Annotated in this window: 22 protein-coding genes; 10 read left to right on the top strand and 12 right to left on the bottom strand. The window is 69.5% G+C overall.

Annotated features, from left to right (window positions below; all coding sequences use genetic code 11):
- Nucleotides 1-33 precede the first annotated feature (33 nt).
- The 3 genes from ACQEU1_RS39765 to ACQEU1_RS39775 are packed head-to-tail and all read right to left on the bottom strand — an operon-like array spanning nucleotide 34 to nucleotide 2,339.
- On the bottom strand, nucleotides 34-975 hold the full coding sequence (locus tag ACQEU1_RS39765; protein ID WP_433214195.1) for a M56 family metallopeptidase: 942 nt from the start codon (nucleotides 973-975) through the stop codon (nucleotides 34-36).
- Nucleotides 972-1,325: a BlaI/MecI/CopY family transcriptional regulator gene (locus ACQEU1_RS39770; protein WP_433214198.1), complete on the bottom strand. Its 354-nt coding sequence runs from the start codon at nucleotides 1,323-1,325 to the stop codon at nucleotides 972-974. Before ACQEU1_RS39770 ends, ACQEU1_RS39765 begins: the two co-directional genes overlap by 4 nt.
- 27 nt (nucleotides 1,326-1,352) lie before the next feature.
- Nucleotides 1,353-2,339 carry an NlpC/P60 family protein gene (locus ACQEU1_RS39775; RefSeq protein WP_433214201.1) on the bottom strand — a complete coding sequence of 329 codons (987 nt, stop codon included), beginning with the start codon at nucleotides 2,337-2,339 and terminating at the stop codon, nucleotides 1,353-1,355.
- Nucleotides 2,340-2,428: 89 nt separating this feature from the next.
- Here ACQEU1_RS39775 and ACQEU1_RS39780 point away from each other — a divergent pair, with 89 nt between their 5' ends.
- The 8 genes from ACQEU1_RS39780 to ACQEU1_RS39815 all read left to right on the top strand — a co-directional run bounded on the left by ACQEU1_RS39780 (nucleotide 2,429) and on the right by ACQEU1_RS39815 (nucleotide 7,012).
- Complete coding sequence (locus ACQEU1_RS39780) at nucleotides 2,429-3,190, top strand: DUF3105 domain-containing protein (RefSeq protein ID WP_433214204.1); 762 nt, start codon at nucleotides 2,429-2,431, stop codon at nucleotides 3,188-3,190.
- Nucleotides 3,187-3,702: a DUF305 domain-containing protein gene (locus ACQEU1_RS39785; RefSeq protein ID WP_433214207.1), complete on the top strand. Its 516-nt coding sequence runs from the start codon at nucleotides 3,187-3,189 to the stop codon at nucleotides 3,700-3,702. Before ACQEU1_RS39780 ends, ACQEU1_RS39785 begins: the two co-directional genes overlap by 4 nt.
- Before the next feature lie 9 nt (nucleotides 3,703-3,711).
- Nucleotides 3,712-3,957: a hypothetical protein gene (locus tag ACQEU1_RS39790; RefSeq protein ID WP_433214210.1), complete on the top strand. Its 246-nt coding sequence runs from the start codon at nucleotides 3,712-3,714 to the stop codon at nucleotides 3,955-3,957.
- Nucleotides 3,958-3,981: 24 nt separating this feature from the next.
- Nucleotides 3,982-4,521: a hypothetical protein gene (locus ACQEU1_RS39795; protein WP_433214213.1), complete on the top strand. Its 540-nt coding sequence runs from the start codon at nucleotides 3,982-3,984 to the stop codon at nucleotides 4,519-4,521.
- A 57-nt stretch (nucleotides 4,522-4,578) separates the two neighbouring features.
- The gene (locus ACQEU1_RS39800; protein WP_433214216.1) at nucleotides 4,579-5,301 is read left to right on the top strand and encodes a YcnI family copper-binding membrane protein; all 723 of its coding nucleotides are present in this window, start codon (nucleotides 4,579-4,581) and stop codon (nucleotides 5,299-5,301) included.
- A 29-nt stretch (nucleotides 5,302-5,330) separates the two neighbouring features.
- Nucleotides 5,331-5,882 (top strand): copper resistance CopC family protein, encoded by a 552-nt coding sequence (locus tag ACQEU1_RS39805; RefSeq protein WP_433214219.1) that lies wholly within the window; start codon nucleotides 5,331-5,333, stop codon nucleotides 5,880-5,882.
- 189 nt (nucleotides 5,883-6,071) lie between these two features.
- Complete coding sequence (locus ACQEU1_RS39810) at nucleotides 6,072-6,545, top strand: COG4315 family predicted lipoprotein (RefSeq protein ID WP_433214222.1); 474 nt, start codon at nucleotides 6,072-6,074, stop codon at nucleotides 6,543-6,545.
- Nucleotides 6,546-6,658: 113 nt separating this feature from the next.
- The gene (locus tag ACQEU1_RS39815; protein WP_433214225.1) at nucleotides 6,659-7,012 is read left to right on the top strand and encodes a hypothetical protein; all 354 of its coding nucleotides are present in this window, start codon (nucleotides 6,659-6,661) and stop codon (nucleotides 7,010-7,012) included.
- Nucleotides 7,013-7,022: 10 nt separating this feature from the next.
- Here ACQEU1_RS39815 and ACQEU1_RS39820 read toward each other — a convergent pair whose 3' ends face one another.
- From ACQEU1_RS39820 to ACQEU1_RS39830, 3 genes are read right to left on the bottom strand one after another with little or no spacing between them, the layout of a single operon-like run.
- Nucleotides 7,023-7,682 (bottom strand): response regulator transcription factor, encoded by a 660-nt coding sequence (locus tag ACQEU1_RS39820; protein WP_433214228.1) that lies wholly within the window; start codon nucleotides 7,680-7,682, stop codon nucleotides 7,023-7,025.
- Nucleotides 7,634-8,770, bottom strand: coding sequence for a hypothetical protein (locus tag ACQEU1_RS39825; protein WP_433214231.1), 1,137 nt, complete (start codon nucleotides 8,768-8,770; stop codon nucleotides 7,634-7,636). Before ACQEU1_RS39825 ends, ACQEU1_RS39820 begins: the two co-directional genes overlap by 49 nt.
- The gene (locus ACQEU1_RS39830) at nucleotides 8,751-9,788 is read right to left on the bottom strand and encodes a sensor histidine kinase (protein WP_433214234.1); all 1,038 of its coding nucleotides are present in this window, start codon (nucleotides 9,786-9,788) and stop codon (nucleotides 8,751-8,753) included. The genes ACQEU1_RS39825 and ACQEU1_RS39830 overlap by 20 nt, the downstream gene beginning before the upstream one ends.
- 522 nt (nucleotides 9,789-10,310) lie before the next feature.
- On the opposite strand from ACQEU1_RS39830, the gene ACQEU1_RS39835 reads away from it, so the two are divergent.
- The gene (locus tag ACQEU1_RS39835) at nucleotides 10,311-10,598 is read left to right on the top strand and encodes a helix-turn-helix domain-containing protein (RefSeq protein ID WP_433214237.1); all 288 of its coding nucleotides are present in this window, start codon (nucleotides 10,311-10,313) and stop codon (nucleotides 10,596-10,598) included.
- Nucleotides 10,599-10,616: 18 nt separating this feature from the next.
- On the opposite strand, the gene ACQEU1_RS39840 is transcribed toward ACQEU1_RS39835, so the two are convergent.
- The 5 genes from ACQEU1_RS39840 to ACQEU1_RS39860 are packed head-to-tail and all read right to left on the bottom strand — an operon-like array spanning nucleotide 10,617 to nucleotide 20,658.
- Nucleotides 10,617-12,143, bottom strand: a complete 1,527-nt coding sequence (locus ACQEU1_RS39840; protein WP_433214240.1) for a PfaD family polyunsaturated fatty acid/polyketide biosynthesis protein — start codon at nucleotides 12,141-12,143, stop codon at nucleotides 10,617-10,619.
- Complete coding sequence (locus ACQEU1_RS39845) at nucleotides 12,140-14,155, bottom strand: hypothetical protein (RefSeq protein ID WP_433214243.1); 2,016 nt, start codon at nucleotides 14,153-14,155, stop codon at nucleotides 12,140-12,142. The genes ACQEU1_RS39840 and ACQEU1_RS39845 overlap by 4 nt, the downstream gene beginning before the upstream one ends.
- A gap of 9 nt (nucleotides 14,156-14,164) precedes the next feature.
- Nucleotides 14,165-19,759: an SDR family NAD(P)-dependent oxidoreductase gene (locus tag ACQEU1_RS39850; RefSeq protein WP_433214246.1), complete on the bottom strand. Its 5,595-nt coding sequence runs from the start codon at nucleotides 19,757-19,759 to the stop codon at nucleotides 14,165-14,167.
- A complete protein-coding gene (locus tag ACQEU1_RS39855) occupies nucleotides 19,756-20,010 on the bottom strand; it encodes an acyl carrier protein (protein ID WP_433214249.1) in 255 nt (84 codons plus the stop codon). The genes ACQEU1_RS39850 and ACQEU1_RS39855 overlap by 4 nt, the downstream gene beginning before the upstream one ends.
- Before the next feature lie 18 nt (nucleotides 20,011-20,028).
- The gene (locus ACQEU1_RS39860) at nucleotides 20,029-20,658 is read right to left on the bottom strand and encodes an RNA polymerase sigma factor (protein WP_433214252.1); all 630 of its coding nucleotides are present in this window, start codon (nucleotides 20,656-20,658) and stop codon (nucleotides 20,029-20,031) included.
- A 209-nt stretch (nucleotides 20,659-20,867) separates the two neighbouring features.
- On the opposite strand from ACQEU1_RS39860, the gene ACQEU1_RS39865 reads away from it, so the two are divergent.
- On the top strand, nucleotides 20,868-22,346 hold the full coding sequence (locus ACQEU1_RS39865; protein WP_433214255.1) for a hypothetical protein: 1,479 nt from the start codon (nucleotides 20,868-20,870) through the stop codon (nucleotides 22,344-22,346).
- A 39-nt stretch (nucleotides 22,347-22,385) separates the two neighbouring features.
- Here the strand turns inward: ACQEU1_RS39865 and ACQEU1_RS39870 are convergent, their stop codons facing one another.
- Complete coding sequence (locus ACQEU1_RS39870) at nucleotides 22,386-24,746, bottom strand: type I polyketide synthase (RefSeq protein WP_433214258.1); 2,361 nt, start codon at nucleotides 24,744-24,746, stop codon at nucleotides 22,386-22,388.
- Between the last annotated feature and the right edge of the window lie 4 nt (nucleotides 24,747-24,750).

Raw genomic sequence — 24,750 nt, forward strand, 5'->3', positions numbered from 1 at the left:
TCCGCTGCTGCGGACGACCCCCTCACCGCATGATCAGAACGGCAGCAGGAACGGGCACAACGCAAAGGCAGCCACCGTGAGCAGCGCCGCGCCCACCGCCATCGGCAACGCCATCGCGACCACACCGGCGATCCACGTCGGCGTGGTCGAGCGCGACGCGCCACCGAGGTTGCGCAAGCGCAGCTCGACGCAGTCCCTGGCCATGGCCAGAGCCGCCGGAGGAGTTCCGCCCGCCGTCATGGTCAGCAGTGCGGACCGGACTGCCTCGGTCCCGTGTGCGCGAGCGGCTACCGCGTCGGCGGCCAGTTCCACGAGGGCCGAGACCAGCTCGGGGGAGCGGCGGGTCAGGGGCGTCCACGGCACCGCCGAGGCCAAGGCCCGTGCGAAGCCGACGAGCAGGTGGTGGTGGCCGAGGATGTGCGCGCGTTCGTGCTCGATCACGGCGTCCACCGAGGCCTTGCTGAGGTGCTCGTTGAGCCCGTCGGTGGCGACGACGAGCGCGGACCGGCCGGACAGGCTGTAGGCGAGCGGGGTGGAGTGCGGGATCCACCACGTCGGGATCGCGCCCGGCTGGCGATGCGCGACGATGGTGAGCGCTTCGCGTTGCTTGCGCTGCACGCGGTCCTGCGTCCGGCGGTGCCGCACCAGCGAGATCGCGATCTTCACCGCGACGGTCAGCAGGATCGCGGCGCAGGCGAGACCGGCCACCTCCTCGGCCCGGGGGGTGCCGCCGTGCTGCAGGGTCTGCCAGCAGCTGTGGACGAGCCCGACGAGCTGGGGCGCGGGACCGTGACCCGGCAGCACCGCGATCACCACGGCGGCGGTCACCGTGGTGAGGCAGCCGGCGACCATCATGAACCAGCCGGTGAGCAGCACCGCCGGAGGCGCCTGGCGAGCGAGCAGCCCGTCGAGCATCCGGGGACCTGCCCACGCGACGGTGAGCGCGCCGAGCAGCAGCGCGACGGCGACGGTCATTTGCGCTTCCGCAACGCCTTGCGCAACATTGCGGCCTCTTCCTCCGTCGCGGACTGCGCGAAGTGCAGCAGCACGCCCTCCGGGTCACCGGTCGAGTCCAGCACCGCGCGCAACGCCCTGGCCGCGGCCTCCGCACGGGACAGGACGGCGCGGTAGTGGAACGCGCGACTGACCTTCGTGCGCTCGACCCACTCCTTGCGGTGCAGGTTGTCCAGCACCGTCATGACCGTCGTGTACGCGAGATCGCGTTCCGGCGCGAGTTCGTCGAGGACGTCGCGCACCGTGCGGTCGCGGTCGTCGCGCCAGAGCACGTCCATGACCGCTGATTCGAGTTCCCCAAGACCCTGCATGACACCTCCGTGCCCAGAGGATACGGATCAACCGGCGATGCGCCGCGCTCCCATGAGGTGCCCGTCGCCACGGCTGGGGCGCACGTCCACGACCTGGCCCTCGGTCGGCGAGTCGACCATCTTGTTCTCGCCGACGTACATCGCCACGTGGTGGATGGTCGCGGGGTTGCCGGTCCCGTCGTCGTAGAACAGCAGGTCACCGGGCTGCAGGGCGTCGAGGGGGACGGCCTTGCCCGCGTTGTACTGGGCGGCAGCCACGCGGGGGAGCGTGATGCCCGCCTGCTTGTACGCCCACAGCATGAGGCCGGAACAGTCGAACCGGTCCGGGCCCGTGCCGCCCCACAGGTAGGCGGAGCCCCGCTTGGACAGCGCGGCCTGGAGCGCGGTGTTGGCCGCACCGGGCGGTCCCAGATAGCTGCCGTTGTCCTTCACCCGGCTCAGGTTGTTCTTGAGAGCGGGGTCGAGCGAGCCGAGCGCGGCGCGGACCTCCTTGATCTTGCCGTCGAGCTCCTTCTGCTTCACCTCGACCTCGCCGACCAGCTTGGCCGCCGCCTCGGTGGCCGCCTGGGCCTTCGTCCTGGCGTCGTTCGCCGTGGTCACGGCGGAGGAGAGGCGGGTGAGCGCCTCGGCGTTGTCGGCCGCGAGGAGTTCGAGGGCCGACATGCGTTCGATGAAGTCCTGCTGGGAGTCGGCCACCAGCATCGCCGAGAGCTTGCTGAACTGCGCGCCCTCGAACGTCGACGCGGTGAGCTGGTCGACCTGCCCTCGGAACTGCTCCTCGTCGGACCTCGCCTGGCGTTCGGTCGCCTCGGCAGCGGCCTGCTCGTCCTGCCTGGCCTTGAGGTCACCGCGCGCCTTGAGCAGGTCCTCGTTGGTCTTGGCGGCCTGCGCGCCGAGCTCGTTGTAGCGGGCGAGCGGGTCCTGAGCAGGCTGGGCGCTCGCCGGGATCACCGACACCGCGAGGACCGCGCCGGTCAGGGCGAACGGCAGGAGCTGTCTGCGCTGGGGTCGCACCGCTTCTCCATCTACTAGGGGGCGTAGTTTTACGGTCGAGCTTAGTACTAGGATTCCTAGTAGATGACCGGGGTGTGGAGGAGCTGAGGATGACGAGCGGCCGCAAGGCGAAGAAGAGTCGCGCCAAGTCCGTCGTCGTGGACTACCGGCCCAGACCCTGGGGCACGATCATCGCCGTGGTCGCGGTGCTGGGTCTGGCCGGCGGCGTGTTCGGGTATGCCTGGACCCGGATCTCGGCGAACAACGACCGCGAGGCGGCGCTCGCGCAGTGGAAGCCATCGGACACCAACAAGGACCCCTCGGACAAGATCGCCGGGGTGGTGAAGCTCGAGTTCCCCGCGGCCAAGCACGTCCAGCCGACCGAACGCGTCGCCTACGAGCACGCGCCGCCCATCGGTGGAGCCCACGACGGCCAATGGGCCGACTGCACCGGAGTCGTCTACGACCAGGCCGTGCGCAGCGAGAACATGGTCCACTCGATGGAACACGGCGGACTGTGGATCGCCTACAACCCCGATCAGGTCCGTGACGACGCCCTCGCGAAGCTCAAAGCCAAGGTCGAGGGCATCGCGTACATGGTCATGTCGCCGTATCCCGGCCTCGACAAGCCTGTCGCGTTGCAGTCCTGGGGTCACCAGCTGAAGCTGGACAAGGCCGACGACGAGCGCGTCGACCAGTTCATCTCGTCGCTGCTGCGCAACCCGAACACCTACCCCGAGGTCGGCGCGACCTGCGAGAACGCGCAGTTCCTCACCAATCCGGCCCCGTTCGTCGCCGAGAAGCCAGGGCCTGACGCCGTGCCGGTGAACGGGCGTCCAGAGACGAGCACGCCTCCGTCGGAGGGACCGTGAACTGGGAGCTGCTGCTGATCCTGGTTTTCCTCGGCATCGCGCTGCTGGTGATCGGCCTGGTGGTCGGCACCGCCTCGGCGAAGCAGACAGGACCGGCGGAAGCCGACGTGGAGTTCGCCCGCGCGATGTCGGCCCATCACCGGCTGGCGTTGCGCGTGGCGGTCGCGGCGGGAGTGCGCAGTTCCGATTCGCAGATCCGCCTGCTGGCGTTCGAGGTCGAGACGAGCCGCCTGGAGCAGATCGGCCGCATGGCGGGCTGGCTGGACCTGTGGAAGCGAGAACCCGCCGAGGACGTCGCGCAGCCCGAAACCAGGATGAGCGACGTCAGCTTCCTGCACTTCATGGTGCTGCACGACGACAAGGGCATCGCGCTCGCAGACCGGGCGCTGGCCACTGCGCGGCTCGCACCCGTGCGGCGCTTTGCGAGGAAGGTGCGGGCGCGGCAGCTCGAGGAGCGTGACGCGTTCGCCGAGGTGCTCGCGGCTCGCGATGTTCGTTCCGCACTTCGATAGCGAGAGATCATGACCGAAGAACTTCTGCTCGCCTTCGCCGTCCCGCTCGCGAGCCACGACGGCGAAGGCCAGACCTGGATCCTCGGAGCGGTCGCGGCGGTCGTGGTCATCTGCCTCGCTGCAGTGGCGATCGCGCAGTACCGCGACCCCAACCGCACCGCTGACAAGGAGATCCGCGAGATGCTCGTCGGAGGCGGGCCACGCAGGTCGTTCCCGTCCGGCGAGCCCGCGTCCGAAGAGGACAAGGGCTGGTAGAAGCCACGTGGTTAGCATGGCGCGGTGACCCGGCGACCGGAGCGGCTTCCCGCCTCACTGCGCATCGTGCGCGGTGTGCTCCTCGCTGCCTGTGCATTCGCGCTCACGGTCACCGCACACAGCGCGGGTGGGGGAGACCTGCCCGGTAGTGCGTTGACGGTGTTCCTGACGTTGCTGGTCGCGGCGGCGGGCACGGCGTTCGCGGACCGCAAGCGATCGGCCGGCGCCATCGTGCTTGCCTTGGGGGCGGCACAGCTGTTCATGCACCTGCTGCTCACCACGGCCGGTACGCACCACCTGGCGGAAGGCACCTCGGACACCGCGCGGATGCTGCTCGCACACACGGTCGCGGGTGTGCTGCTCGGTGCGTTGCTCGCACGAGCGGACGAGTGCGTGCTGATGTTCGTGTCGGTGGCACGCCGGGTTCTGCCAAAGCTGCCGCCACTGCTCGTGGTGCCCGACGCTCGCGTGCCACGGCCCGTCGTGCCCGAAGTCGTGGGCCTGCAGCACGGAATCGTCCTCGCGACGTGCGCGAGTCGCCGAGGTCCACCACCTTCTCGCTGACATCACTTCACCCGGTCCCACGTGGACCGGCTTTCGTCATGCGAGGAGCAACATCTCATGTCCCACAGGAAGTTCGGCGTGCTCGCGAAAGGCGCGCTGATCGCGTTCACCGCCACGCTGCTCACCACGGGCACCGCCGCAGCACATCTCGAACCCGTGCCCGGCCAGGCCGTCAAGGGCAAGTCCGCCACCATCACGTTCAAGGTGCCCAACGAACGGCCCGACGCCGGAACGGTCTCGGTGCGGCTCGACCTGCCGGCGGAGAACCCAGTGCGCACCGTGCGCCCGCGCACCACACCTGGCTGGACGGTCAACGCCGTCAAGGAGAAGCTCGACAAGTCCGTCACCATCAGCGGAGTCGAGGTCACCGAGGCGTTCCGCAACATCACCTGGACCGCGGCCGCGGGAACCAGGATCGGGCCCAACGAGTTCGCCGAGTTCGCCGTGACGCTCGGCCCCATGCCGGACAACGCCGACAAGCTCGTCATCAACGCCGTCCAGACCTACGACAGCGGCGAGATCGTCAACTGGAACCAGCCGCCACCCGCGGAAGGCCAGGGCGAGCCCGAACATCCGGCACCCGTGCTGAAACTCGTGACGGCCGACGCGACGACGGAGTCCGACGAGCACGCGGCACCCGCCGCGAAACCAGCCGAGCAGCCGGACTCCACCGCCACCTGGCTCGGCGGAGCCGCGCTCGCCGTGTCCGCCCTCGCGCTCGGCATCGCCATCGGTACCGCCCTGCGCTCCCGTCGCTCGCGCCCGGCAGGCGCAGCGTGAACCACCTCAGCTTCGAAAGGCCCCTTGTGATGCGTTACCTGCTCGTTCTGGCGATCACCCTGCTGTCGGTCCTCGCCGCCACCCCGTCCGCGTCCGCCCACACCCAGCTGACCTCCAGCGACCCCGCGAACGGAGCCCAGGTCGCCGCACCCCTGCAACAGATCACGCTCACGTTCAACGAGCCCGTCGCACCGGACTCGACGACCGTCACCGTGACCGGCCCGGACGGCGCCGCCTGGCAGATCGGCCAGATCACCGGCAAGGACGCCACGCTCACCGTCCCGGTCACGCCGGCAGGACCGGCCGGCGAGTACGTGCTCAACTTCAAGATCGGGTCGGCGGACGATCACGCGGTGACGGGCTCGCTGAAGTTCGCGATGACCGTTCCCGCGACGACCACGACGACCGCGCCACCCACCACCACGACCACGACGACCCCATCGGCCGCGCCGTCGGTCGCACCGGCCGCCCAGTCCACTCAGGACAGCGGGATTCCATGGTGGATCTGGCTCGTGGTCGTGCTCGTGGTGGTCGCGGTGGCAGTGGTGGTTCTGGCCACGAGGAAGAAGCGCACCGTCTGATCGCAGCGGGTCGGTCGGCAGCGTCGTGAACTGGTCGGCGCTGCCGCTTCTTCGCGCCCTGAAGTCGTTGTCTCCCAACGAAAAATCGGCTTTCTGGTGAACGCGGGCCCTGTTGTGGCCGTATCCATCGGTGGAGTGTTCTGGTCGACCGATCGGAGAAGAGCCTTGTCGCTACGTGTTTTGGCCGTCATGACTGTGCTGCTGGTCGCCGGTTGTGCGGGAGAACCGTCAGCCGAGTCGGAGCCAGACTCTCCGGCCGGCCCGGTCGTGGAGCCGTCCACAACTCGGGTCCTGCCCGGCGACATCGTCACCTTGCGCGCCATCGACGTTCCCGGTGTCGGCGCGGTGGTGGCCGATCGTCAGAACAACACCCTGTACCGCAACGAGAAGGACACCACGAACCCGCCGAAGTCGACGTGCCTCGAACCGGAGTGCACGCTCGTCTGGCCGCCGCTGCTCGCTGCCAAGGTGGAGACGGACGGAGTCGACGCCACGCTGGTGGGACTGATGGAACGACCGGACGGAACCAAGCAGGTCACGTTGAACGGCCGGCCCCTCTACCGGTACGTCGACGACGAGAACCCAGGTGACGCCGTCGGTAACGGCGTCGACGGGGTGTGGTTCGCGGTGGCGCCCAGCGGAGAGAAAGCACGCGCTCGGTGACGAGGAGACGTGCCGTCGCGCTGGCTCTTCTTCTGCTCCTGGGCGCGTGCTCGACGAGTCCCGCGACCTCACCGAGACCCGCCGGTTTCGCCGACACCAAGCCTGGCCCTCAGATGGAACTCCAGGTGGTGCAGTCGGCCATCGGTGACGTCCTGGCGGACCACCAGCAGCACACCCTGTACCGGAACGAGAAGGACCCGACGGATCCGCCGAAGTCCACCTGCGTCGAGGCGGCCTGCACGATGACCTGGGTGCCGCTGCTGGCCGGAGAGGTGCAGCGGACGATCGGGGTGGATGCCGGACTGCTCGGCATGATCGAGCGGCCGGAGGGCCCGAAGCAGGTGACGCTGAAGGGGTACCCGCTCTACCGGTACGTCCACGACGAACAGGCCGGCGACGTGAAGGGCGACGGCATCGACGGAGTGTGGTTCGCGGTAGGCCCGGACGGGGAGAAAGCCCGGGACTGAGGCGCGACGATCACGGCGCGTCGCCGTTGAGCTCCTCCGGCGCGACCAGGTTGTCCTCCAGGGCGCGGGCGAGCAGCTCTGACTTGGAGAACGCGGAACGGCCTGCCTTCTCGTACTTCTGCCGTGCCCGCCTGATGTACATGTCCACGGTGTGCGGGGACACCTGCATCTTCCGCGCGACCGACGCCTTCGACGAGGACTGGAACCAGAGCAGCAACGCCGTGCGCTCCTGGTCGGACAGCTTCGGCCGGTCCGCGTCGCCGTCGCTGATCAACGCTCCCGCCATCACCGGGCCGACGTACGGCTGGTCGGCGGCGACGGCGACCACCGCCTTGACGAGGTGCTCGCGGCCCTCGTGCTTCGCCACGAACTCCTTCGCGCCGGACTCCAGCGTGCGCAGGATGAGTCCGTGGCCGGTGAACTGGGAGTACACGACGACTCGTTGACCGGTGTCGGCCAGTTTGGTGACGTTGTCGAGGTCCATGCGACCGTGCAGGCTGAGATCGAGCAGCACGACGTCGGGCTGCGGTTCCTCGCTGGCGGTCAGCTTGTCCACGTCGTCGCCGGTGTGCACGACCTCGATGCGGGAGTCGCTGGTGAGCCAGCTCGCGACCCCCTCGATCACGACCGGGTGGTCGTCGATGATCGCGACCCTGATGGGGCTGTCCAATGAGCTTCCACCCACAGGCGTCCTTCCTCCTCCTGAACGTCGACCGACACTTCCTCGCTGGCCTCTTCACGGAACGGCTCCAGCGGCGTGTCACCGTCCGCGAAGATGCTCACCGTCACGGAGGTGCTCTCCGCGAGCACGGTGATCCTGGCGTGGGTCCGCGAGGCGGCGAGGGTGACCAGCGTTGCCTCGGTGATCACCCGTCTTGCTTCCGTGACGATGGGCGGCACCTCGCCGATCACGATGAGTTCCACGACGACACCACGACGCTCGGCGGCATCCGCGCTGGCCCGCAGTTCGTGCAGCAACGGGGCCTCGACGGAGTCGCTCTCGGCCAGCAGCCGGCGCATCCTGCCGACCGCGAGCTCGCACCGCCTGCGCACGGCGGGATCCGACGGTTCGGCTCCGCCACGTGCGAAGTCGGAGAGCAGGCGGGTGAACTCCTGGTCCATCTCGGCGAAACGCCGGAGCTTTCCGTGCTGGACGGCCCTGGCGGCGTTGTCCCTCGCCGCGATCGTCACGCCGGACTGGGTCGCGGCCACGGTGGTGCGCACGGCGTGGACGATCACCCGGTCCACCAGCACGGCGCAGACCTGCACGCCCACGGTGATGAACAGACCGCTGAACATCCGCAGCACCACAGAATGCGCCGGTTGCTGAACCAGTACCAGCACGGCGAAACTCAACGACGGAAGTCCGATGAGGACCCCGCCGATGATGTTCAGCTGCCAGTGCAGGATGAGTAACACCCCGAGCCAGCCGATCGTTCCCGAGACCCAGCACCCGATCTCCTCCGTGGCGCTGTCCGGGAGGTAGACGCCGACAGTGGCAATGCTGATGGCTGTGGCGCACAGAGCGAGCACACGTATCGCGTACACGCCGACCTGCAGTCGTGCCATCACCACCGCGACCAGGACGGTGAACCCGGTCAGCGTGATGGAGACCGAGGCCGCCGGGTGCACGAACGGAGCCGGCTTGTCCACGGAGAGCGCGTGCCAGACGTTCCACGCGGCCGCCATCACCACGACCACCGCGGTCATGGTGCGGTTGTTGCTCTTTCCCGCGTGATCAGCCGTTGCCGCGAGCATGCCACCACCGCATCGTCACGATCGTTCCCCGGTCGCGTCCGCTCTGGACCTCGGCCGTGCCGCCCACCGCGGCCATGCGGTCGACGATCGATCCGCGCAGACCCCGGCGGTGGAGGGGAACCAGCCGGGTGTCGAACCCCCGGCCGCCGTCGCGCACTGAAACCTCGATGCCGTCATCGCGTTCTCTGACGCTCACCGTCGCCGTTCGGCTCCCGGAATGCCGTGCCACGTTCGTGAGCGCTTCGGCCGTGGCCTCGGTCAGGGCCATGACCACGTGGTGGGGCAGCCGCGTGGGAACGAGGTCGAAGTCGATGCGCAGCGGGGGAAGACCCGGTACCCACGTCGACTCAAGGGTGCGCAGGGCGAGGTCGAGGCTGCTGTCGGAGAGGTCCGGTTCGGGCACGGTGCGGTCTCCCGCACTTTGCAACGTGGACAGGTCCGCAGCGGCCCGCTGGCGCAGCATCGCGCTGCTCTCCGTCACCGCGCCCGCCGCCACCATCGTCAGCGTCGCCAGCCCGGTGTCGTGCAGCCTGCGTTGGTAATCGTCCTGGTCGGCGCGGACGGCCGCGGCGATCACCGCTTGCACGTAGGCCGACGCAACTCGCGTGACGGCGTCGTCGACCTGCCGGACAGCGTTGTTGAGCAGGTGCACCAGCACCGCGGTGACCGCGCCTTGCGCCATCAGCATGGCCACGATGTACGCGGACGCACCGCCGAGGTGCTGGGCCGAAGCCAGCACCGCGCACACGACGAGTCCACCGGACGCGGAGAAGAGCATCTGGCCGGCGAGCAACGACCCGATGGCGAGCAGGATCGTCCAGTCCACGTGGTCCGAGGGCGAGGGCAAGAGCACGTCGTCGATCGCGCAGATCATCCCGACGATCGCGACGTCGGCGGCCACCACCAAGGAGTTGGCGTTGTCCAGAACGGCGACGGCAGAGATGACGGACCAGAGCACCATCGCCGACACGACCAGGCCCAGTTGCGCGCCGGACACTCCGTGAGCTGCGCTGGCCACGACCACAGTCCCAGCGGTCGTGACCAGCCGGACCGCGACCGCGATTCTTGTGAAACCTATTCGCAAACGCTGCTGTGTCAAGCTCACGCGCTGCTTCTCGCGCGTCTTTGCCAGAGTCCCCGTCTCCACGCTGCCCCCTTTGTGGCCAGTATGTCCGAGGGGGCGTTGCCGGTGTCGAGGTTTTGCGCGCAGATGAAGTCAGAGTGGCGAATATGGGCCGATCGGGGTATTTTTCTGCGGCCTCCAGGAGGTAGCTCTTTTATCTACCCGTGCGTAGAGTTACTGAGCGACTACAGGTCTCTCGGCCTGGTTCCGGTGTTACGCGTTCACGTGTTCCCTGTTCGCGTGTCATGCCTCGTCGGCACGTCCTCGGTACGGTCCGTTGCGGGATTGAGTGACGGCAGGGCCTTCCTCACTCCCGCTTCACGGGATTTGTTGCGCTGATCAGCACTATTCGTCGAACCGATTGGTGCGTTCGGGTGATTCTGCGTGATTGTCGGTGGGACAGAGGGGGACGTGGTAATGAGGGGTTCTGTTGTGGGCGGGACGCGTGCGGCGGTGCCGGGACCAGTGCGATTGCCGCTGGGTCCGTGGCTGCGCGCTCGGCGCCGAGGCCGGGGGCTGACCGTGCGTGCGGCCGCTGAGCTGGCCGGGATGTCGCCAGGGTTCCTGTCGATGCTCGAGAACGGGACCCGGCGGCTCAACCGCCACCGGGACATCGTCGCGCTCGCCGGGGTGCTCCGGGTGAGTGAGGCGGAACTCGTTGAAATCGAATCCACCCGGGACGAGTGCCTGAGCCTGGGTGCCTGAACTCGTGTTCCAGAAGACCTACTGCCTGTCGGCGTCGACGGGGCAGTAGGTCCATTCGTGTTCGCCCAGGATGGAAAATCCTGCTGCACGTAGTCGCGCTGCTCTCGTGGTGAAGGCAGCGCCTTTCATGAGGTGCAGGGCGACGTCGGCGACCTTTCGTCGATCCGGGTCCGCGAGGTACGTCGACCCCGCCCAATCGTTGAACCCGGCGATCGCCGGACCGCACCAGATCTGGTAGTCGAGACGACGGTTCTCGTCGCCGGTGCTGGCCCAACGCGACGCCATCCCCAGATACCAGCGGAACAACAGCGCCATGCGCCTCTTGGGGTCATTCGCGGCGCGGTCGAGCTGACTCGGGTCACGCCTGGAGAAGAACTCCGTGACCTCCCGCCACACGTTCTCGATCGGCTGCTGGAAGATTTCTGCTTCGAGCTTGGCGCGTTCCTCCGCTGGAATCGATTCCATGCTGTCGTGGCGCCGGTACAGCTCATGCAGCCTCCTGGCGCGCATGGGGAACATCGTGTTCCGCCGCAGCACCTGGATCTCGGCGCCGAGTTCGAACATGTCCGCCGCCGGTGCCATCTGGAAGTCGGCCAGCCTTGCGCCGGCCAGCGCCTGGCGCACCGCGGGTGACGTACCCGCCTCCACGCACGCCTGGTTGATCGAACCGGTGACCACGTAGTCGGCGCCCATCGTGAACGCCCCCGCGACCGCCTCCGGTGTGCCCAGGCCGCCTGCGGCACCGACTCCGACGCGGATCGCGTACCGGGAGGCGTGCACGTCGCGCTGGCGGATGATCATCGGCAGCAGGACGGGCAGCGCCCTGCGGTCCGTGTGACCGCCAGAGTCGGCTTCGGCCGTGATGTCGTCCGCCATCGGCACGAACGGGGCGAGCGCGGCCTGTTCGGCGGTCACCAGCCCGGCGTCGAGCAGGCCCGCGACGATCGATTCCGGTGGTGGGGCGAGGAAGCGCGCGGCCACCTCCGGCCTGGACACCTTCGCGATCACGCGGTTGGCGGCCACGACGACGCCGTCGCGGTCGCGGGACAGACCCGCGACCCGGTATCGCACGATGTTCGGGCTGAGTGCCACGAACGCCGAAGCCTCGACGCACCGGACCTGGTGCCGCAGGAACATCTCGACCGCGCCCTGCTCCAGCGCCGGTTCGGTCGGGCTGCTGATCAGGTTGCAGGCGAACGGAAGGCCGGGGATCTCCTGGGCGAACCGCACCAGCGCCCGCTCGATCACCTCGGGAGTGAGCCCGGCGGCGCCGAACGACGCCAGAAAGCCGGCGCGTGCCATGGCGATGACGAGATCGGCGGAGGCGATTCCCCCGGCCATCGCGCCGCTCTGGTAGCAGTACCGGACCCCGTGCCGTTCGCGGAACGCCGCCGAGCCGAGTCTAGTCGCGGGCAACGGGCCGACGCTGGTGACGACCTCGCTGTCGTCAGCGGGGCGTACCGCGGTCAGACTGCCGTCGCGCAGCAGGTGGACGTGGGCGTCGAGATCCGCCAGCAGGGACTGCTCGATCGTCGTCATCGTCATGACTCCAGGAGGTTGAGGCCGCCGAGTCGTGCGACGGCCTGCTGCTGAACGGCGTTGTGCGCGCGCAACACGTGGCGGTGTGCGCGGGCGACCTGGACGGCCCGCATCGGCTCGGGAACGGGAACGCGGTGGCACACGAGCCGGGCGAGCACTCTGGTGGCGGCGAGGCCGGTGGACACGCCCCGCTGGTCCACCGAGACCGCGACGTGCGCTCGGTCGCCGAGGGTGTCGCGGATCCACCTCGTGCAGCTCGCCGCCGGACCGACCTCGACGAAGTAGCGGTAGCCGCGCTCGTAGGCCGCTTCGACGAGCCGTGGGAAGTCGACGGGACGGGTCAGCGTGCGCGCGATCCGTTGTGCCGGAGTCGATCCCACCGGCAGCACGGCCGGGCCGAACTCGACCATCGACATCAGTTCGGCCTCCGGCTCGCGACGTACCTCGTGCGAGTGCAGGTCTGCGAACTCCGCCAGTGCACTGTTGAGCAACGCGCAGTGCAGCACGTGGGAAGTCGGTGACTTCGCCGAAGAACAACCGAGCCTCGCCAGCACTTCGGCGCAGCGCGCCGGATCACCGGCGATCACCGTCTCTTCCGGCGAGTTGACATGAGTGAGGAAGACCCGCTCCTCGCCACCGATGGCGGCGTGCACCGCTTCCGGACCCGCCAGCACGACGTGGGCGGCCCACACCTGATGATCAGGAACATCGTCGGGGACGTGCCACGCTCGCCGCACCACGTCCTTGTGCCCGCTGATGCCGCTCTGCACCAACGAGCTGGTGTCCAGCGTGGAGGGATCGCGGTCCGCGAAGTCCAGAGCGGACAACGCGAACAGCATGCTGGCCTCGCCGAAGCTGTAGGCCAATGCCCCGTCCGGCCGCACGTGCAGCTGGTCGCGCAACATCCGGGTGTGCAGCACGGCGACGTTCAGGCCCACGTTGACCATTCCCGCGAGGTCGTCCCGCAGCTCTCGTTCGTGCCGCATCGCCTCGGCAGGCCCCCGTCTCGGAGCGAGACCGTGGATCGTGTCGAGGCGGTAGTGCTGGGCGGGCTCGGAGGTTTCCCGCTCGAACTCGTCGCGCAGCGCGGGGAAGAGGTCGAAGAGGTCGTCGGCGACATCGGGATAGGCGGTGAAACCGCCGGGGTAAACGAACGCGACGCGATGAGCGACACCGATCGGAGCAGTGGTGCAGTAACTGCCCGTCGGGGTCGCCCACTCCCCGCCCGGTGGGACCCCTGGCAGCCCGCGCACGGCAGCAGACAGCTCGTCCCGCAGTCGCGCTTCGTCGGTGCCGACGAGTGCGGCACGCCAGCGGCCAGGACTTCCTGCTCGCTCCTCGATCAGCGAGCGAGCGGGCCGGCCGGAGTCGAGCTCGTCGAGGCACTGTCGCGCGGCGGTGACGAGCTCGTCGGTGCTGTCGCCCGCGAGGACGAGCAGCAGGGGCAGCGCTGTGGCCGCCGGAGGAGTGGCCTCGACGAGGACGACGTGGTCCTCGCCCGCGTCCACGGCCGCTGTGACGGGGCGATCCCGGTACCGGCGCAGCCACGGTCGGCTGTCGGCGGGGACCACGAAGCCCGCCAGGGTCAGCGGGGGCCCGCACTCCCGCGGCACCGCGAGATCGCTCGCCGGCATCCTGCGGCGGGCGATGTGCCGGGCGACGTGGGCGATCGCGGCGACCGGACCGGCACTGGCGCCGAGAGATCTGCTGAGACCGAGGCCGGGGTAGTCGGCACCGAGACGCACGAGCCGTGCCGCGGTCACGTCACCGACCAGTTCGAGGTGGTCGGGTTCGACCACGCCACTGGTCAGGTCGAGGGTCGCGTGGGCCTGTTCCGCCGTGGCGGACAGCACGACGGCGGCCGTGTCGTCCTGGACCACGACGGGCGGTCCGGCCCGCAGTGCCACCCGACGCAGGTGATCGAGCGAGTCGAGCGTGACCTCGTCGGCCGAGTCGACGCCGGCGTCCCGCAGCGCGGCGGCCGCGGTGTCGCCGATGCCGATGATCGATGTGCGCATGTGCCTTCCTCAGCGGCCGAACTTCGCGGCGAGGGTCGGGGTGGTGACGAGTTCGAGACCGGTGAAGCGCATCAGCACCCGCCCGTCCGGCGCGCAGGCCGTGACCGTGCAGATGGCCTTGGGTGCACGGTCGACGAGGTCCTCCACGACGACCACGAGCTCCTTGGGCAACGGCGCATGCACGTCGACCTTCTCGACCCGCGTGGGCAGAGCGGACCGGCCCAGTTCCCGCGCCACGGCCAGTGCCGCGGCTTGGGGGAGCAGGTCCGCCCGCACCGGGTCGTAGTCGTCCGCGCCGCACAGGCCGCCCGCCAGCGTGCTCGCGGGCAGCGAACATCGGAAGACGCGGCCGTTGGCAACGGCGTTGATCCCCTGGAAAGCCGGGCCGTGGAACAAGGTGCCGTCCGCGTACGGTGAGAGCGGAGTCCACTCGGCCGGCAGGTCGAGCTTCCCGGCTTCCGGATGTTCGAAGTGGACGATCGCGCTGTACCTCGGCGTGCCCGCGTCGTCGTGCACGCGCAGGGCGTCGCCGTCCGAGCTGACGAGCAGCTCGGACGGGCGGTGCTCGTCGAGCACGAGACCGCGGTGCACGGTCACCCCGCTCAGCCCCCGTGGCTGCCGATGCTCCACGGCGCCGAGCATCGCGCCGATCGCACCGGTCAACGGCAGTACCGGGATGCTGCCGATCGAGTGGTCGGCCAGCACCGGGTCGCTGCCGAGCGCCGCCACCCGCAGCCGGCGGCCCGCGGTCAGGCCTGGGCCGGCCTGTACGACGGCGTCTTTCGCGGTGACCAGCTCGGCGAAGATCCGGGCACCGGCGGCGACCTCGATCAGGTCGACGCCCCGTTCGGTGAACCGGCGGGCGAGTTCGGGGGTGACCATGCCGCCTGCCCAGGCGCCCCATGCCACCGAGGTCACGGACGTGTTCGGCAGGGCGACGCGCAACGCGCGAGCCATTCCGTCGAGAGCCTGGTTGGCCATCGCATAAGCCGCCTGACCCGGATTGCCGAAGAGCCCTGCGACCGAGGAGAACAGCACGACGTGGCGCAGCCTCGCGGTGTCGAGCGCGTCGAGCACGTGCCCGAGTCCGTCGACCTTCACCTTCAGCACCTGGCGGGCGAGATCCAGGTCGACGTCCGCGATCAACCGGTCGGCGAGTACCGCCGCGCCGTGCACGATGCCGGTGATGCGGTCGGCGTACGGGGCGAGTGCGGCACGGACCGCGCGCGGGTCGGTGACGTCCAACGTCACGTACTCCGCGCCGTCGATCGCGGCCAGCGTCGCCCGGATCTCGCGTTGTGCCTGGATCTGCTTCACGAGGTGGGTGACTGATCGTGGAGTCGGTCTCCCGTTCGCCGACAGCCGCTCGGTGACCGCCGCCGTCAAATCCTGGTCTGGAACACGATCGCTCCACGCGTGTTCGTCGGTCAGTTCGGTGCGTCCTGCCAGTACGACCTGGCACCGGTAGCGTGCGTGCAACTCGCGCACGCACGCGGCGGTGACACCCTGACCACCGCCCAGCACCAGGAGAACGTCGCTCGCATCCGGTGCTGCGGCCGTCGTGTCGACCACTGCGGCGCGTTCCGGAGCCAGCGTCCACCTGCCGCCGTCGTGACCGGCTTGGCGAAGCGTGACGTCGGCGTCGTGGATCTCGTCGAGCAACAGGCTGACGCACGCGTCCTCGTCGAGGTCCGGGTGGAGGTCGATCGCGCGGGAGAACAGGTCCGGGTGCTCGTGGCCGAAGGTCTTGGTCAGCCCTGGGAGGCCGGCCAGCACGGCAGGTGCCGGGTCGGACGACGCGGCGCCGAACCGACCGTCGATTCGGCTCACGGTCAGGAACGCCGCCCGCCCCGGTGACCCGGCGAGCGACTTCGCCGCCTGTTTGGCCGTCGCGAGTGCGTTGGCCAGCGCGGTCGCCGCCGCTGCGACCGTCATGGGCTCGTCGGCGAAGTGGACCACCAGGTCGAGCCGCTCGGCGGCGCTGGAGGACACCTGCCAGCCCTGGTCGCGCAGCGCGTCGGCCAGCCGCTTGGCCAGGCCGCACTCTCCCCTGACCAGCGCCCGCTTGGTGACGTAGGCGTCGTGCCTGACATCCGGTGCGGGCAGCGAGCGTGGACGCACCGGCGTGACGCCGGGTGCGTCCTCACCTGCTTTTGGGCCGACCACCTCCTGCACCGCGCCGGCCAGGAGGTCGTTGATGTCGGTGAGCGTGCGGAGCTCGGCGAGACGTTCAGGTTCGAGTTCGGGAGTCGCGGGAAAGCGTTCCCGCACCGCGCTCATGATCTCGACCCGCTTGATCGAGTCGACCCCGAGATCGGATTCGAGGTCCATGCCGGTGTCGAGCACGGCCACCGGGTAGCCGGTCTGTGCCGACACGATCTCCAGCACGACGCCGATCGTGGAGTTCGCCGGGGGTTCGGCAGCCGGGGGAGACGGTGGGGCGGCAGGAACTGCGGGAAGCACCTCGGCGGGGCGCGGCTCGATGGTGACGGGGGTCGGTGCCGGAGGGGGCAGGGGTGCCGGCGCGGCGATCGCCAGAGCCGGCGCCGGTGCCACGGCGGGCAGCGCACCGTCGTGCGGCCCGGCGAGGTGCGCGAGCCGTAGCAGGGTGTCGGCCGCGTGCACGTGCGTCCGTCCCAGTTCCTGGCTGTGCTGCACGAGCGACTTGATGCCGTCGGACAACGCCGGGTCCACGGTGCCGCGCTGTGCCTGGTCTCGCAGCAGTCCGGCGAGCTGCTCGGCGACGCGCAACTGCCCGCGCAGGTACTCGCTGTGGCCCGCGAGGTGTTCCGCCAGAAGGGAGTTCGTGGCCGAGCCGGCGGGTGTGAGGGCCGTCGGCGCCTGTGCGGGAGGTGAAGCGAGTTCGTCCAGGTAGGCACGCCGCTCAGGCGCGACGTGGTTGGCGCCGGTCACCAGGATCGCCATCCTCTCGATGTGCTTGGGTTGAGGTGCGTGCGATGTGTGGCTTTCGAAGCCGGACAACCTGGCCCCGAGCACGGCCAGCCGCGCCGCCGTGCGCTTCAGGCTGAGCTCGCTGTCGCCGTGCGGGCCGTCGTCGGCGGACAGCACCACGACGTCGGGTCGCTTGGCCAGGATCCGGCGGATGAGGCCACCCAGGACCTGCCTGGGGCCCAGCTCCACGAACACCCGGAAGCCGTCCGCGTACATCTGCTCGACGCGGGGCGCGAAGTGGACGGGCTCCCGCAGTTGCCGGGCGAGCACGGCGGCGTTCGTGGTCGTGTCCGTGCCGTACTCGGCCCCGAGGGTGTTGGCGTACACGGGGATCGCGGGTGCCTTCACGACGATCTGGTCCACCGCTTCGCGGAACGGTGCCAGCGCGTGATCGACGTAGGCCGTGTGGAACGCCGCGGCGACCTGCAGCCGGGAGGCACGCGGCCCGGTCACCTGCAACGCCTTCACGAAACGCGCGACGCTCGTCTCGCCGCCGCCGACCACGACCTGCTGCGGGCCGTTCACGTTGCAGATCCAGAGGTCTGGCTCGTTCGCGATGAGCCCTTCCACGTCCCGCTCCGAGGCGTACACGGCCGCCATCGCGCTCGGCTCCGGCCCGCTGCCGGCCATCGCGGCGCCTCTTGCAGCGGTGAGACGGAAGAGCTCGTCCGTGCTGAGACTGCCCGCCGTCCACAGCGCGCCGAGCTCACCGAGGCTGTGACCGACCGCGCCGTCCGGCATGAAGCCGAGTCCGCGCAGGTAGGAGAACTGGCCGGCGGCCAACGCGGTGATCGCGGGCTGCGCGAAGTCGGTGCGGCGCAACAGGTTCTCCTGTGCCGTCCGCCCCTCGTCGTCGGAGGCCGGGACAGGGAAGACCACCTGGCCGAGCGGCGGGGTGCCGGGGAACGCCAGCGCCGCAGCGTCGAAGGCCTCCCGCACCGCAGGTACGTACAGCGCGGCCGCAGTTCCCATGCCGACGTACTGGCTGCCCTGGCCCGCGAACACGGCGGCGATCCGGCCGGTGGCGGCTCGCCTGCGGTAGTACGCGGAACCGTCGATCTCGAACGAGTCCGGGTCGGTGCTCAGCCGCTGCACAGTTTCGGCCCGCAGTCGTTCGAAGTCCTCGTCCGACCTGGCCAGCAGCGCGATCCGCGCGTGGTCGGCCGGAATCGGCGTCGCGGTCGGTTCGCCGGCGAGCGACAGGACGAGGGTCTGGGCGTCAGGTGCGTGCCACAACCGGACTTCGGTCGTGGGGTGCAGTACCTCGGTCTGTCGTGACCCGGACTCCTCGACCACGCAGTGGAAGTTCGTGCCGCCGAAGCCGAACGCGGACACACCGGCCCGGCGGCGCGGTCGTTGGGGTTCCACGATCCACGGACGGGTCGTGCTGTTGACGTACAACGGCGACTCCGCGAACACCGCGGCCGGGGTGTCGACGTTGATGGTGGGCGGCAGCACCTTCTGGTGCAGCGCCAGCGCGGTCTTGATCAGACCGGCCGCTCCCGCCGCGCCCTTGGTGTGCCCGATCTGGGACTTGACGCTGCCGACCGCCACGCTCGCCTGAGGGGCACCTCCGAGAACCGCGCTGAGGGCCTCGAGTTCGGTGCGGTCGCCCGTGGGCGTTCCGGTGCCGTGGCACTCGATCAGCCCGATCGACTCCGGCTCGACCTCCGCCGCGGCGTGTGCGCGACGCAACGCGCGCGTCTGCCCTTCCGCGTTGGGGGAGTAGATGCTCTTCGACCGGCCGTCGCTGGAGGATCCGATGCCGCGCAGGACAGCGTAGACGCGGTCGCCATCGAGTTCCGCGTCAGCGAGCCGCTTGAGCGCGAGCATGCCGATGCCCTCGCCGATGAGGGTGCCGTCGGAGGCCGCGTCGAACGGCCGGATGTGGTCGCCGCGCGACAGGACCGTCGTCTTGGCGAAGCACATGTACATGAAGATGGTGTTCTCGATGTCGCAGCCGCCGGTGAGCATCAGGTCCGCGCGGCCGGACTGGAGTTCGGAGACGGCGACGTTCACGGCGGCGAGCGAGCTGCCGCACGCGGCGTCGACCGTGCAGTTCAGCGCGCCGAGGTCGAACCGGTTGGCCACCCGTCCCGCGACCACGTTGCTCAGCAGGCCGGGAAAGGAGTTCTCCTCCCACGGGGCGAAAGCGCGGGTGAACCGGTCGACCACGTCCTCGGTGTCCTGAGTGGACAGACCGCTGTGCTGGAGGACCTGCCGCAACACCGGGGTATGCAGGCGTGCCGACAACGAGTGCTGGAGTGTTCCGGTTCCGGTCATGCCGAACACGGCACCGGTTCGTTCGGGCGTGTACCAGGTGGAACCTGGTGCGCCGGCGTCGGCGAGGGTGTTCCTGGCCACGGTGAGGGACAGGAGCTGGACGATGTCGGTGACCTCCATGACGTTCGGCGGCAGGCCGAACTCGGTGGGGTCGAACCGCACCTCGGGCACGAAACCGCCGCGCACGCTGTAGGTCTTGTCCGGTGTGGACGGGTCGCGGTTGAGGAAGTCCGCCGCACGCCAATGCGTTTCCGGCACCGCGCTCAGGCAGTCCCTGCCGGCCAGGACGTTCTGCCAGAACGCGCCGATGTCCTGAGATCCGGCGAAGAGGCCGCCCAGACCGACGATCGCAATCCTGTTGTCGCTCATGCGGGCGTCGCCGCCTCACTGGCCACGTGCTCGGCGAGGCGCGCGATCGTGGGGCAGTACCAGAGCGTCGCGGAGTCGATCTCCACACCCGCCCACGCCGCGAGCTCCTCGGACAGCACCAGCATGTCCGTGGAGTCCAGCCCCAGTTCGTTGAAGTGCCAGTCGGGCGCGACCTGGCTCGCGTCGAAGCCCTTGCGCCGCGCGACGGCGCTGACGAGCCAGTTCCGCGCGGATTCCGTTGAGACCATCATGATTTCGTGCCCTCCAGATCAGGCCGTCGCGCTCAACTTCACAGAACTGCCGGAGCCGTCCGCGGATACACCGTCCGAGCTGTGGGAGACGGTGAGACGGCGCGGAACACCCAGCTCCTCGCGCAACAGGGTGAGAACGCGCCTGCGGGTCGGGCCGATGGAACCGTGCGGGATCCGCAGGCGTCTGCTGATCTCCGCGTAGCTCAGCTCGTCCTCGCCGAACAGCAGGCTCACCAGTTCGCGTTGCTGCTCGCTGAGTACCGACATGGCTTCGTGCAGGCGTGACACTTCGGCCGCGGCGTCGATCTGTTCCTCGGCGGTCGCGCTGGTGTCCGGCAGTTCGAACAGTTCCAGGCCGTCGCCGACGGGGTGATCGCGCTTCGGTCGCCCGACGTGCCGCAACGCCTCCCGCTTGGCCACGGTCACGATCCACGCGCGGATCTTCGCGGGCTCGCGGATCACGTCGATGCGCTGGAACAGCCGCGTCCAGGTCGCCTGGCAGGTGTCCTCCGCGTCCTCGGCGTCCAGACCGAACGAGCGCACCGTGACCCACACCAGCGGCCGGAACTCCTCGACGAGTTCGGCCCACGCGTGCTGGTCCGATTGCCGGCAACGGTCGACGACCGTACTGATGTCCGATGGCGGCACGACGCGATCCCCCTGCTATGTCAACAAAAGCCGTTGCCAGCGAACTTAAGCGCGGCTCAAGCGGTTTTGTTCACAGTCGTGATCCCCGCCGGATGTTCCTGCCCGGCGTGGAGTTCGCGATCACGCCAAGCGACGTTCATCCCCGGTTCAGAGCTCCGATCGATACTCGCCCGGCCGCACCGGCATCCCTGTCGAGGAGAGGTCGTTCGATGGCAGACAGCACGGAGTCGGAGCAGCCGCAGGTCTCACGGCGGCAGCTCGTCAAGTTCGCCGGAGTGGGCGCGACGTTCGTCGCCGCGGGCTCCGGGATCACGCCCGCGCACGCCGATGACGCGCAGGAGCGAAGCGGTGGATCGCGGAACCGGTCGTGGAGGGCCGGTGACCACCACGTGCATTCCGAGTACAGCGGAGAGTTCGACACCTCCGTCACGCCGCCGAGGTTCCACAAGGGAGCCGACGCGGCCTACCCGATCGTCACCAACGCGATCATGGCCAAGAACTTCGGCTTGACATGGGCGATGTGCACGGACCACGGCGGCCCGACGCACTCGAAGGTCAACCTGGAGCAGGCCTACCCGGACCTGCTGCTGTCCCGGGGGCTGGTGCCCGAGGTGCTCCAGTTCTGGGGCATGGAGTTCGACGCGCCCGCGCTGGACCACCACACGCTGATGATCCCGCGGCACGACGACGAGGCGAAGATGCTCTTCGAGCTGGAGAGCCGCTTCGCGAAGCACGACGCGTTCCCCGCCGACCCGAGTCGTGACACCGAAGCCAAGATGGTGGAGTTCCTCAAGGCCGCCAAGGACATGAGGCAGAAGCCGCTGGTGATCGCCCACCACGCCTCGCGTTCGGCGCCCGGCCTCGGCGTGTACGGCCAGGACACGCCCCGCGAGTTCCGCAACGGCAACGACGCCGCACCGGACGTGTACATCGGCTTCGAGGGAGCACCCGGCCACCAGGCCGGCCCGCTGAACGGCGGCGCGCGCGGCGGTTACGGCAACCACCCGACGTACGGCGGCTTCGACCAGATGACCGCACGCGTAGGCGGCCTTTGGGACTCGCTGCTGGGCGAGGGACGGCGTTGGTGGATCACGGCGACGTCCGACTCGCACGTGCACTGGACCCGCGGCGGTGCTGACTTCTGGCCTGGTGAGTACTCCAAGACGTACGTGCACGCGCGCCAGGACTACGCGGACATCATGGACGGCCTGCGCAACGGCCGGATCTTCGCGACGACCGGCGACCTCGTCACCAGCCTGGACGTCACCGCGAGCAACCGCGGCAGGAAGGCAGCGGCGGGCGAGAACCTCACCGTGCGGCGGCGCGATCGCAACGACGTCGAGATCGAGATCCGGTTCCGTCCGTTGCGCGGCAAGAACGCCAACGGCGTCCGGCCCGAGATCCGCCGCGTCGACCTGATCGTCGGCGAGATCACCGGGCCGAACTCCAACCGCGACGCGGACACGAACCCGACGACCAAGGTGGTGGCGCGGTTCGGGCCGGACCGGTGGCGTCGGGACGGCGACGAGTACTACGTGCGGCACACGCTGAAGGACGTGCAGACGAACCTGTACGCGCGGGTGCGTGGTACCGGCACCAATGAGGACGAGCCGTTGGCGGACGGCAAGGAAAGCCCGTGGGACGACCTGTGGTTCTACTCGAACCCGGTCTTCGTGCACCGCGTCTGAGCCGAGGGGGTGGGAGGTGACGGCCTCCCACCCCCTGCTTTACCTCGCCGCCACAGGCTCCTGCGCACCGGCCATCAAGGCGGTGACGAAGCCGCGGATGGTCGGATGCTCGGCGAACGCCGATGCGGGCACCTGCCTGCCCAGCTCGGCGCCGAGCTTCGCGGAGATGTCGATGAGCACCAGCGAGTCCAGGCCGATCTCGAAGACGTCCTGGTCCGGGTCGGGCGGCCCGTCCTGCGAACCGAAGATCCGCATGACCTCCTGCTGCACGTAGCCGATGATCGACGCCTCGTCGGTCAGCAGCACCCGCGACTGCTCGACCGGTGCCGCCTGCGCGCCGACGGCGTACCGCCTGCGCTCGAAGGGATAAGTCGGAAGAGGAACCCGGCGCGCACGTTCGTCCACGTAGAGCCGCTGCCAGTCGACTCCCGCCCCGGTGGTCCACAAGCGCGCCAGTGCGCTCAGCAACGCCCCACGCCCAGTGACGCAGTCGCCGAGGTAGACCCACAGCGCAACCGGGCCGCCGGAGGCGAACTCGGTGGCGGCGTGGCCCTCGACCCGGTCCAGTGCTTCCCGCAGGTCCGATGTTCCGGACAGGCAGGCGACGACGAGTTCGCCGAGACCACCGCGCAGGGCGGCGGGGGTGATGCCCCAGGAGTCGAGCAACTCCGTGAGCGCGAACTGCGCGAGGAAGGCGGCGACCGGTCCGCCGTCGTCGAGGAGATCCCGAACGTTCCCGATACCGGCTCGACTGGCCACCGAGTCGGCGGCCTCCGCGAAGGCGGCGAGTTCGTCGTACAGGCCGGCCGCGCTCCTGGTGCCGAAGGAGAAGCCGAACCGGGGCGCGGCTTCTGCGGCCGCGGTGACGACGTTGTTTTCGTCGCCGATCGCGAGCGTGAGCGCGGCGCCTCGAACGTCACCACTGCACAGGACGGCCCGCCGGTGGCGGTGGGGGCGACGGCCGACCGAGAGCGTGTGCGCCACGTCGGCCAATGCCAGGTCGGGGTGAGCACGCAGGTACCGCGACAGCTGCTCCGTCGCGGTCTCCAGCGCGGCCGGCGTGCGTGCGGACAGCACGAGCAGCTGTTCCTGGTCGCGCCGGTCCTCCTGCACGGCTGTGGGCGGCTGCTCCAGCACGACGTGGGCGTTGGTGCCGCCGATGCCGAACGAGCTGACGCCCGCCCGCCGCAGGCCGTCCCAGTCCGCGGTCTCGGTCTGCACGCGGAACGGCAGCGTGGCCGCGTCCACCTCCGGGTTGAGCGAGGTGAAGTGCAGGCTCGGCACCAGCTTCGCGTGTTCGAGCATGAGCGCGGTCTTGATCAGCCCGGCGACACCGGAGGCGGCGTCGAGGTGCCCGATGTTGCTCTTCACCGACCCGATGGCGCAGCCGCCGGTGGGCAGACCGGGACCGAACGCCTCGGTGAGCGCGGTCAGTTCGATCGGGTCACCGAGGGGCGTGCCCGTGCCGTGCGCCTCGACGTAGCTGATCGAGTCGGGCAGGACACCGGCCACGGCCTGCGCGTCGGCGATGACGGCGGCCTGACCCTCGACGCTGGGAGCGGTGTACCCGGACTTCGCGGCGCCGTCGTTGTTCACCGCGCTGCCCTTGATCACCGCGTGTACGTGGTCGCCGTGCCGCAGCGCGTCGGCCAGCCGCTTCAGCACCACGACCCCGACCCCGTTGCCCAGCACCGTGCCCCGCGCCGAAGCGTCGAACGGGCGGCAGCGCCCGTCCGGGGAGAGGATCATGCCTTCCTGGTGCAGGTAGCCCTCGGTCTGCGGGGTGCGGACGTGCACGCCACCGGCCAGGGCGATCTCGCACTCGCCGCCGACGAGGCTCATCACCGCCTGGTGGACCGCCACGAGCGAGGTGGAGCAGGCGGTGTTCACGCTCATGCTCGGGCCGCGCAGGCCGAGCTTGTAGGACAGCCGGGTGGCCAGGAAGTCCTTGTCGTTGGCGATCATCAGCCGGTACCGCTCCGGCCCCGACGCCGCGAGGTAGCGCTCGTGCAGGCTGTGCAGCAGGTGGGTGTTCATGCCGGCGCCGGCGAACACGCCGATCGAGCCTTCGAACGAGTTGGGGTCGTAGCCCGCGCGTTCGAGGGCCTCGTGGGAGACCTCGAGGAACTGGCGGTGCTGCGGGTCGAGGATCTCCGCGTCGTCCGCGGTGATGCCGAAGTGCTCGGCGTCGAACATGTCCGCGTCGGCCAGCGGCTGGCCCGCCCGGACGAACGCCGGGTTGGCCAGCACGTGCGGGGGAGTGCCCGCGGCGAGGAGTTCGTCGTCGGTGAAGTGGCGGACCGAGTCGTGGCCCGCGCACAGGTTGCGCCAGAACGCGTCCACGTCCGCCGCGCCGGGGAACCGGCAAGCCATGCCGACGATCGCGATGTCGAGTGCCATGATG

Source organism: Lentzea sp. CA-135723 (genome assembly GCF_050936595.1).
Classification (GTDB): domain Bacteria; phylum Actinomycetota; class Actinomycetes; order Mycobacteriales; family Pseudonocardiaceae; genus Lentzea.